Here is a 7,202-nt window from a genome sequence, read left to right as displayed (position 1 = left end):
CCTGTGCCTGCTGGTCGACGGCGCGCATTATCGCAGCCTCGGCAGTTGGCCGGCCCTGCTGGCACGGCTGGTCACGGAGCCTGCCCTAGCCGCGCTCGCCAGCGCCGAACCGCTGCTGGCCCGCCCCCTCGCCATCAGCCGCGTGCCCTACGGTCATCTTGCGGGGCCGAACGATGACGGCGTGTGGCGGCTGGGCGATCAGGCGGCCGTGATCCCCAGTTTCTGCGGGGACGGCATGGCCATCGCGCTCGAATCGGGCCGGCTGGCGGCGGCCATGCTCAATGATGGCGCCAGCGCGGCACAATTTCAGCGCGAACTGCTCACCCGCACCCGCCGCCCCGTCCGCCTCGCCATGGCAGCGCTGCGGCTGGCACGGCACCCCGTCGGCCGGCTGGCTGCGGTGGCCGGGCTTTCGGCAGTGCCGGGCGGCCTCGCGCTGCTGGCGCGCCTCACCCGCGTCGCCGATCCGCACGCACCAGAGTCCAGTATTGCGCCGGCGTAAGGCGCGGGGCAGAGCCGGCTGATGCAGCAACTGCCGATCTTCGTGAACCTCGCCGGTAAGCCCGTCATCCTTATCGGCGACGGTGAACCCGCTGAGGCCAAAGCCCGCCTTGTCCGCGCCGCCGGCGGCACGCTGGTCGGCGAAGACGCCCCCGAAGCAGCCCTCGCCTTCGTCGCCATTGAAGACGACGCCCAAGCCTACGCCGCCGCCACTCGCCTGCGCGCCCGCGGCCTGCTGGTCAACGTCGTCGACAAGCCTGCCCTGTCCGACTTCCTGATGGGCGCCATCATTGATCGCTCGCCCGTGGTGGTCGCCGTCTCCACAGCCGGCGCCTCCGCCAGCCTGGCCCGCGCCCTGCGCACCCGCTTCGAGGCCATGCTCCCCGCCAGCCTCGGGCCCCTGGCGCGCGCCATCCTCGCCGCCCGCGACGCCGTCGCCGCCCACCACCCCACCCCCACCGACCGCCGCCGCCTCTGGGAACGCGCGCTGGCCGAGGGCGGCCCGCTGGATCCGTTTGCGGCGATTGCAGACGTGGAAGCCGCCGTCGCCGCCGTGGTCACCAACACCTCAAACGCCGCCCCCCAACTGCTGGTCATCACCCTCACCAGCCCCGACCCCGGCGACCTCACCCTCAACCAGCTGAACGCCCTCGCCCGCTGCGATGCGCTGGTTGTGGAAGGCCAGGTGGCCCCCGCCGTGATAGACCGCGCTCGCCGCGATGCGGCGCGGTTGGAGGTCGTGCCCGATCCGCTGCCGCCGGGGCTGACGGTGGTGTTGCGGGTTTCAGGCTGAAAAAGAAGGGCCTCCGGCGGGCAGGGACGCAGTCCCTGCACCCGTTGGATTTCTGTTCCACTCAACAATCCCGTCACGCTCAACTTGTTTCAGCATGATGGTTGAAGGACTTGCCTTAACAAAAGTGGGTGCAGGGCCTCAGGCCCTGCCCGCCGGAGGCCGCTTCTTTACTTCACCAACGGGCAAGGCCCGCCGCTCGCCCAGTCGAGCAGTTCGACGACGTGCACTGCCTGCCAGTCCGGGCTGGTCAGTTGGGTGAGGCAGCCGACGTTGCTGCTGGCCAATATCCGCGCGCCGGTGGCGGCGATGTGGGTGTGTTTGCGGACCTTCAGTTGGCCGGACAGTTCGGGTTGCAGCAGGGCGTAAGTGCCGGCGGAGCCGCAGCAGAGGTGGGGCTCGGCCACATCGTGGAGGGTGAAGCCGGCTTGCACGAGCAGCTCGCGGGCGGAGAAGACGCGTTGGCCGTGTTGGAGGGAGCAGGGGTTGTGCCAGGCCACGGCGGTTCCGGGCGGGATGGTGGGAGACAGGGTCGGCAGGGTGGCGATGAATTCGCTGATGTCGCGCACCTTGTCGGCGAGGGGGTCGGCCCAGTGTTTCATCACGCTGCTGCAGCCGGAGGTTGTGGTGAGGATGGCGTCCACTGGGCCATGGCTGCGCCATTGCGCCAGCGTCGCAGCGGCGCGGGTGGCGGCGACGTTGGCCTGGCCGAGATGCTGGTGCAGTGCGCCGCAGCAGCCGGCGTCGCGGGTGACGATGATCTGGAGGCCGTGGCGGGTGAGCAGGCGCAGCGCGGCATCGTCGATGCTGGGGCGCAGGGCGGGCCCAACGCAGCCGAGGTGCAGGATGACGCGGCCGGTGGGGTTGGCGGGCGCGGGCGGGTTTGTGCGTTCGGCGGCGCCGGCGGGCGGGATGTGGGCGGGCACCATCGCCAGCAGGGATTGCAGGCGGGCCGGCAATAATGGCGACAGCGGGCGAGCGAGGCGGCCCACGTGCAACGCCGCGCGGAACAGCCGCCGGCGCGATAGCAGCCCCGTCAGCGCGCGGCGGGCGAGGCGTTCGGCCCACGGCCGGCTGGGTTCGGCGTGGGCGCGGGCTTGATCGATCAGCTGGGCATAGTCGACGCCCGACGGGCAGGTGGTGGTGCACGACAGGCAGGTGAGGCAGCGATCGAGGTGGCGAAGCACACGCGGGGAGGGCGGCGTTTCGGGCGCGGCCAGCATGTCTTTCATCAGCCAGATACGGCCGCGCGGGCCGTCGAGTTCATCGCCGGTGAGCAGATAGGTCGGGCAAGTGGCGTTGCAGAAACCGCAGAGCACGCATTTGCGGATGAGGGCAGCGGCATCGGTCATGGTGCGGCGGCGGGGCTGAGGATGCCGGCGGGATCGAACTGCGCCTTCACCCGAGCTGACAGCGCGGCGAGGCCGGGTTCGAGCCGGGCGCGGGCCGGGACGATGCTGGCTGGCCCGCGCAGCCGTTCGGCATGGCCATCGCGGCCAGCGGCTTGCGCGACGAGGGCGTGCAAATCGAGATCGGCCAGATCAGCCGGCAGCAGCACCCACGCCAGCGCGCCGGCCCAATCCAGCCGCAGGCGGGCGGCCGGCGGCAGCAGCGCCGCCAGCGCTGGTGCGCGTGTGGCGGGAAGCGGGCAGCGCCAAACAATGTCATCAGCCTGCACATGCCCGGCCAGGCTGGCGATGCCGGCCCACAATGTGCGGCTGCCGGCGTCGTGCATCACGGTGCCGGCGGGCAGGCGGGCGCGGGCCGCGTCCATCAAGGCGGGCAGGGCGGCAACGCTGGTTTCGATACGCAAGTGCACGGCAGCGTCACTCCACGCCGCGCCGGTGATGCCGCCATCGATCTGGCACGCATCGGCCATGATCCGCACGGCGCGCGCTGCTGTGTCGGCGGGCAGCAGCAGCGTGGCTTGCGCCGGCGCCAGTGGCAGCACTTTCAGGGTGATTTCGGTGAGCACCGCCAACGTGCCGCGCGAGCCGGTGAGCAGGCGCGGCAGATCGAAACCGGTGACGTTTTTCAGTACCTTGCCGCCGGCAGTGAAAATCTCGCCGCGCCCCGTCACGCCCGACAGGCCCAGCACATGATCTCGGCACCCCCCGGCAAACGGCCGGCGCGGGCCCGAAAGCCCGCTCGCCGCCGCGCCGCCGATAGTGCCGTGGCCAAGGCCCCAGATCGCATCGGGGGAAGGCGGCTCGAACGCCAGACACTGCCCGGCGCGGGCGAGGAGTTGTTCGACATGCAGCAGCGGCGTGGAAGCCGGCAGGGTGAGCAGCAGCTCGCCCGGATCATGCGTGATGGTGCCGCCCAGCCCGGTCACATCGAGCGCGGCATCGGCGGTGCCTGGCCCGATGCCGGGCTTGCTACCGGTGCCGGAGATGGCCACCGACCGGCCAAGCGCTGCCGCCTCGACGATCATCGCGGCCAATTCTTCGGGCGTGGCGGGGCGGTAGGCCATCAGATAACCATCATCAAAATCTGGGGATATCGGGAAACGCCACCCGCCCGCCGTGCACGTGCATGGCGTTCATCTCGGCGCAGCGGGACAGGGTGGGAAACAATTTGCCGGGGTTGAGCAAACCGCGTTCGTCAAAGGCGTATTTCAGCCGGCTCTGCACTTCAAGATCGGTCGCGGTGAATTGGTGGAGCATCAGATCGCGTTTTTCCACGCCCACGCCGTGTTCACCCGTAAGCACGCCGCCGGCATCGACACAGGCCATCAGGATCTCGGCGCCGGCGGCTTCGGCGGCTTCGGTCTGGCCCGGCACGGCGGCATCATACATCACCAGCGGATGCAGGTTGCCGTCGCCGGCGTGGAACACATTGGCCACGCTCAAGCCGCGGCGGGCGACGATGGCGCTGATTTGCGCCAGCACATTGCCCAACTGGCGGCGTGGGATGGTGCCGTCGACGCAGTAATAATCCGATGCGATGCGCCCCACCGCCGGAAACGCCGCCTTGCGCCCGGCCCAGAACAACAGCCGCTGCGCCTCATCCGTCGAGGCGCGCAGGTGGCTGCACTGGTGGGCGTGGGCGATGGCGGTGATGCGCGCCAGCTGGTCGTCCACCTCCGCTGGGCTGCCATCGGCTTCGGCAATCATCAGCGCGGCGACGTCGAGTGGGTAGCCGGCCTGCACGAAATCTTCTGCCGCGCGGATCGCGGGCGCGTCCATCATTTCAAGGCCCGCCGGGATGATGCCGGCAGCGATAATGGCCGCCACACAGTCGCTGGCATCGGCAACCGACGGAAACCCCAGCAACAACGCGCGCTGCGCGGCTGGTTTGGGTAGGATGCGCACGGTGGCTTCGGTGACAACACCGAGCAGCCCTTCGGAACCGCACACCAGCCCGAGCAGATCATAGCCCGCCTGTTCCTGCCCCGGGCCCCCAAGGCGCAGCACCGTGCCATCGATCAGCACCAGCTCCACCCCCAGCAGATTGGGGCTGGTGGTGCCATATTTCAGGCAATGCACCCCGCCGGCGTTTTCTGCGACATTGCCGCCGATTGAACAGGCAATCTGGCTGGAGGGATCGGGCGCGTAATAAAAGCCTTTGTGTGCGGTGGCCTGGGTCACGGCGAGATTGGTGACGCCGGGCTGCACCACGGCACAGCGATTGTCGTAATCGACGCTGAGGATGCGATTGAAGCGCGCCATCCCCAGCACGATCCCATCGGCCAGCGGCAGCGCTCCGCCCGACAGCGAGGTGCCCGATCCGCGCGCCACCACCTTGACGCCGTTCGCATGGCACCACGCCAGCACGCGGCTGACCTGGTCGGTCGTGCGCGGCAACACCACGGCCAATGGGCTTTGCCGGTACATCGACAGCCCGTCGCTGCCATAAGGCGACACGCCATCGGCATCGGCAATCACGCCATCGGGCACGATCGCGGCCAGTGCGGCGGCAATCTCGGCCTGGCGGGTGATCACGCCGGCATCGGGGGCGGGCATTTGCATCATGGGCGGGCCGCCAGCTGCGCGGCATACAGCGCCATGCGGCTGCGCACAGGCTTTTCTTCGCCCGTGTTGGCCGGCAGGCCCAAGGCCGGCAGCGCGCCGCGCGCCGCGACGCTGCCTTCTTCGGGGTGGAGCGCAATGGCAGTGAGGATGGCGGTGCGGTCAACGGCGGGGATACGGGTTTTTATCGCGGCGCTGACAAGGCCGGGCAGGTGCGATTGGAGCGGTTCGCTGTCGTAGAGATCGAGCACCGCGGCGATCAGCAGCAGGTTGCGGGCGCGCTGGACGAGATCGGGTTCCGCCGCGGCGGGCGGCCATGAGGCAAGCTGGCGCTGCACCCGGGCCAGCGCGCTTGCCGTGGCGGGATCGGGCGGTGCCATCGCGATAGGAGCGATATTGGCTGGGCGTTCCAGCAATGCCGGCAGAGCGTAAACGGCAAGATCGGAGCGGGGCATCGGTGGGCCGGGCCGGTGCCAGACGAGCGCGGACAGGCCGAGCCAGGCCGAGAACATCAGCAAGTAGGGCCAGCGGCGGGGCCACAGCAGGGCGACCAGCAGCGTCGTTGCTGCCGTGCCAGCCAGGGCGAACAATGCGGAACTTGCCGCCCGTGTGCCTGTGCCGGTGAGCGCCGTCTGGATCGCCGTGCTGGCCCATTGGGCGGGCAGCAGCACCAGCAGCCAGGCTGGCAGCAAGGTCGGCAGGGCCGAGGCCGCGTAGAGCATCGCTGCCTCGCCGGCGACGACGAACAGCGCCATCAACCAGCCGTTGCGATTCATTGCCCGGGCAAACAGCGTGCCGCGTGCGGCAAAGCTGAGGGTGGCGACGATCACGGCCAGCAGGCAAGAAATCGGGTGCGGCAGCGCCGGCATGCCCAGCGCCCGCGCCAACAGGATCAGGCCCACCCCGGCGAGCAGGGCGAAAAGAACGCCAATCCATAGCCGCCCGGCGGCCGCCGCTGCGATCATGCCAGTGCCCATCAGCCCGACCGCCAATATCGGGCCGCCAACCAAGGCAAGCGGTGCCGGAGCCGGAACGTCCCTCAGCAGCACCATGGCCGCAACCGGGGCCAAGGCCGCAATAACCACTGCCAGCCAGGCCATGGCGGGAATGTTTGAAAAGGCTTTCATCGCCCGCACATTGGGCGACACGCCCGGCTGTGTCGAGCCGGCGCCATCAATGGCATTTGGTGCCGGTGAAGGTCGCGATGATCGGGCAGGGGCCAGCGCTGCCGCTGGTGCATTCGTCGAGTAGGCCGGACAGCAAGGTGCGGGCGGCGGCGAGCTCGGCCAATTCGGCGTCAAGCGCTGCCAATCGCGCGCGCGTGAGCGCTTGAACGCGGGTGCGATCATCGCTGGCATCGAGGGCGAGCAGCTCGGCGATTTCCTTCAGGCTGAAACCGGCGCGCTGGGCGGCGCGGATGAAGCGCAGGCGTTCCACGTCGACATCGCCATAATGCCGCACGGCGCCGTTGGCAGCGGGAACAACCATCAGGCCCTTGCGTTGATAAAAGCGTACGGTTTCGATGCCCACTCCGGCAGCAGCTGCAAGGCGGGCAATCGTGATGATAGCGGGCGTGAGGTTAGCGCGCGTGAGGTTGGCGGGGGTAAGCGACGACACGGCTTGACTCCGTAGCATGGTACGCAGGCTATTAAGCAGCGACTCGGCGGCGTGCAAAGGACAATTTCGATGGATGCCCAGCTTCCCCGGACGGCCCGCCTGGTGCGCATGGCGCTGCCCGATCATGTTTGCCCGTGGGGCTTGCGGGCGCGGCATCTGCTGCGCAGCAATGGCTTTGCGTTCGAGGAGGTATTGTTGGCCAGCCGGGAGGCAGTGGAAGTGTTCAAGGCGGCAAACGGCGTGAAGACGACGCCGCAGGTGTGGATCGCCGGCCAGCGGGTGGGCGGGCATGATGATCTGCGCGCGTGGTTAGGGCTCAAGCT

At 69.2% G+C, this 7,202-nt stretch carries 7 protein-coding genes and 1 pseudogene; 3 read left to right on the top strand and 5 right to left on the bottom strand.

The window, feature by feature from the left end; all coding sequences use genetic code 11:
- Positions 1–502, top strand: a pseudogene (locus ACESL8_RS11370) (hypothetical protein); the annotation flags it as partial.
- A 21-nt stretch (positions 503–523) separates the two neighbouring features.
- Positions 524–1,294, top strand: coding sequence for a bifunctional precorrin-2 dehydrogenase/sirohydrochlorin ferrochelatase (locus tag ACESL8_RS11365; protein ID WP_372918913.1), 771 nt, complete (start codon positions 524–526; stop codon positions 1,292–1,294).
- Between the two features lie 167 nt (positions 1,295–1,461).
- Here ACESL8_RS11365 and glcF read toward each other — a convergent pair whose 3' ends face one another.
- The 5 genes from glcF to ACESL8_RS11340 are packed head-to-tail and all read right to left on the bottom strand — an operon-like array spanning position 1,462 to position 6,879.
- Positions 1,462–2,643 carry a glycolate oxidase subunit GlcF gene (gene glcF / locus ACESL8_RS11360; protein ID WP_372918911.1) on the bottom strand — a complete coding sequence of 394 codons (1,182 nt, stop codon included), beginning with the start codon at positions 2,641–2,643 and terminating at the stop codon, positions 1,462–1,464.
- Complete coding sequence (locus ACESL8_RS11355; protein WP_372918909.1) at positions 2,640–3,764, bottom strand: FAD-binding protein; 1,125 nt, start codon at positions 3,762–3,764, stop codon at positions 2,640–2,642. Before ACESL8_RS11355 ends, glcF begins: the two co-directional genes overlap by 4 nt.
- 13 nt (positions 3,765–3,777) lie before the next feature.
- Positions 3,778–5,265, bottom strand: coding sequence for an FAD-linked oxidase C-terminal domain-containing protein (locus ACESL8_RS11350; RefSeq protein WP_372918907.1), 1,488 nt, complete (start codon positions 5,263–5,265; stop codon positions 3,778–3,780).
- A complete protein-coding gene (locus ACESL8_RS11345; protein ID WP_372918905.1) occupies positions 5,262–6,389 on the bottom strand; it encodes a hypothetical protein in 1,128 nt (375 codons plus the stop codon). The genes ACESL8_RS11350 and ACESL8_RS11345 overlap by 4 nt, the downstream gene beginning before the upstream one ends.
- 46 nt (positions 6,390–6,435) lie before the next feature.
- Entirely contained in the window at positions 6,436–6,879 is a 444-nt protein-coding gene (locus tag ACESL8_RS11340; protein WP_372918903.1) for a MerR family transcriptional regulator, read from the bottom strand.
- A 69-nt stretch (positions 6,880–6,948) separates the two neighbouring features.
- On the opposite strand from ACESL8_RS11340, the gene ACESL8_RS11335 reads away from it, so the two are divergent.
- A partial coding sequence (locus ACESL8_RS11335; RefSeq protein ID WP_372918901.1) for a glutaredoxin domain-containing protein occupies positions 6,949–7,202 on the top strand: 254 nt, incomplete at its 3' end.

Source organism: Sandarakinorhabdus sp. (assembly GCF_041689835.1).
In the GTDB taxonomy this organism is placed as follows: Bacteria; Pseudomonadota; Alphaproteobacteria; order Sphingomonadales; family Sphingomonadaceae; genus Sandarakinorhabdus.
The sequence above is the reverse complement of the archived record's forward strand: the minus strand, read 5'-3'. Positions and strand labels throughout refer to the sequence as shown.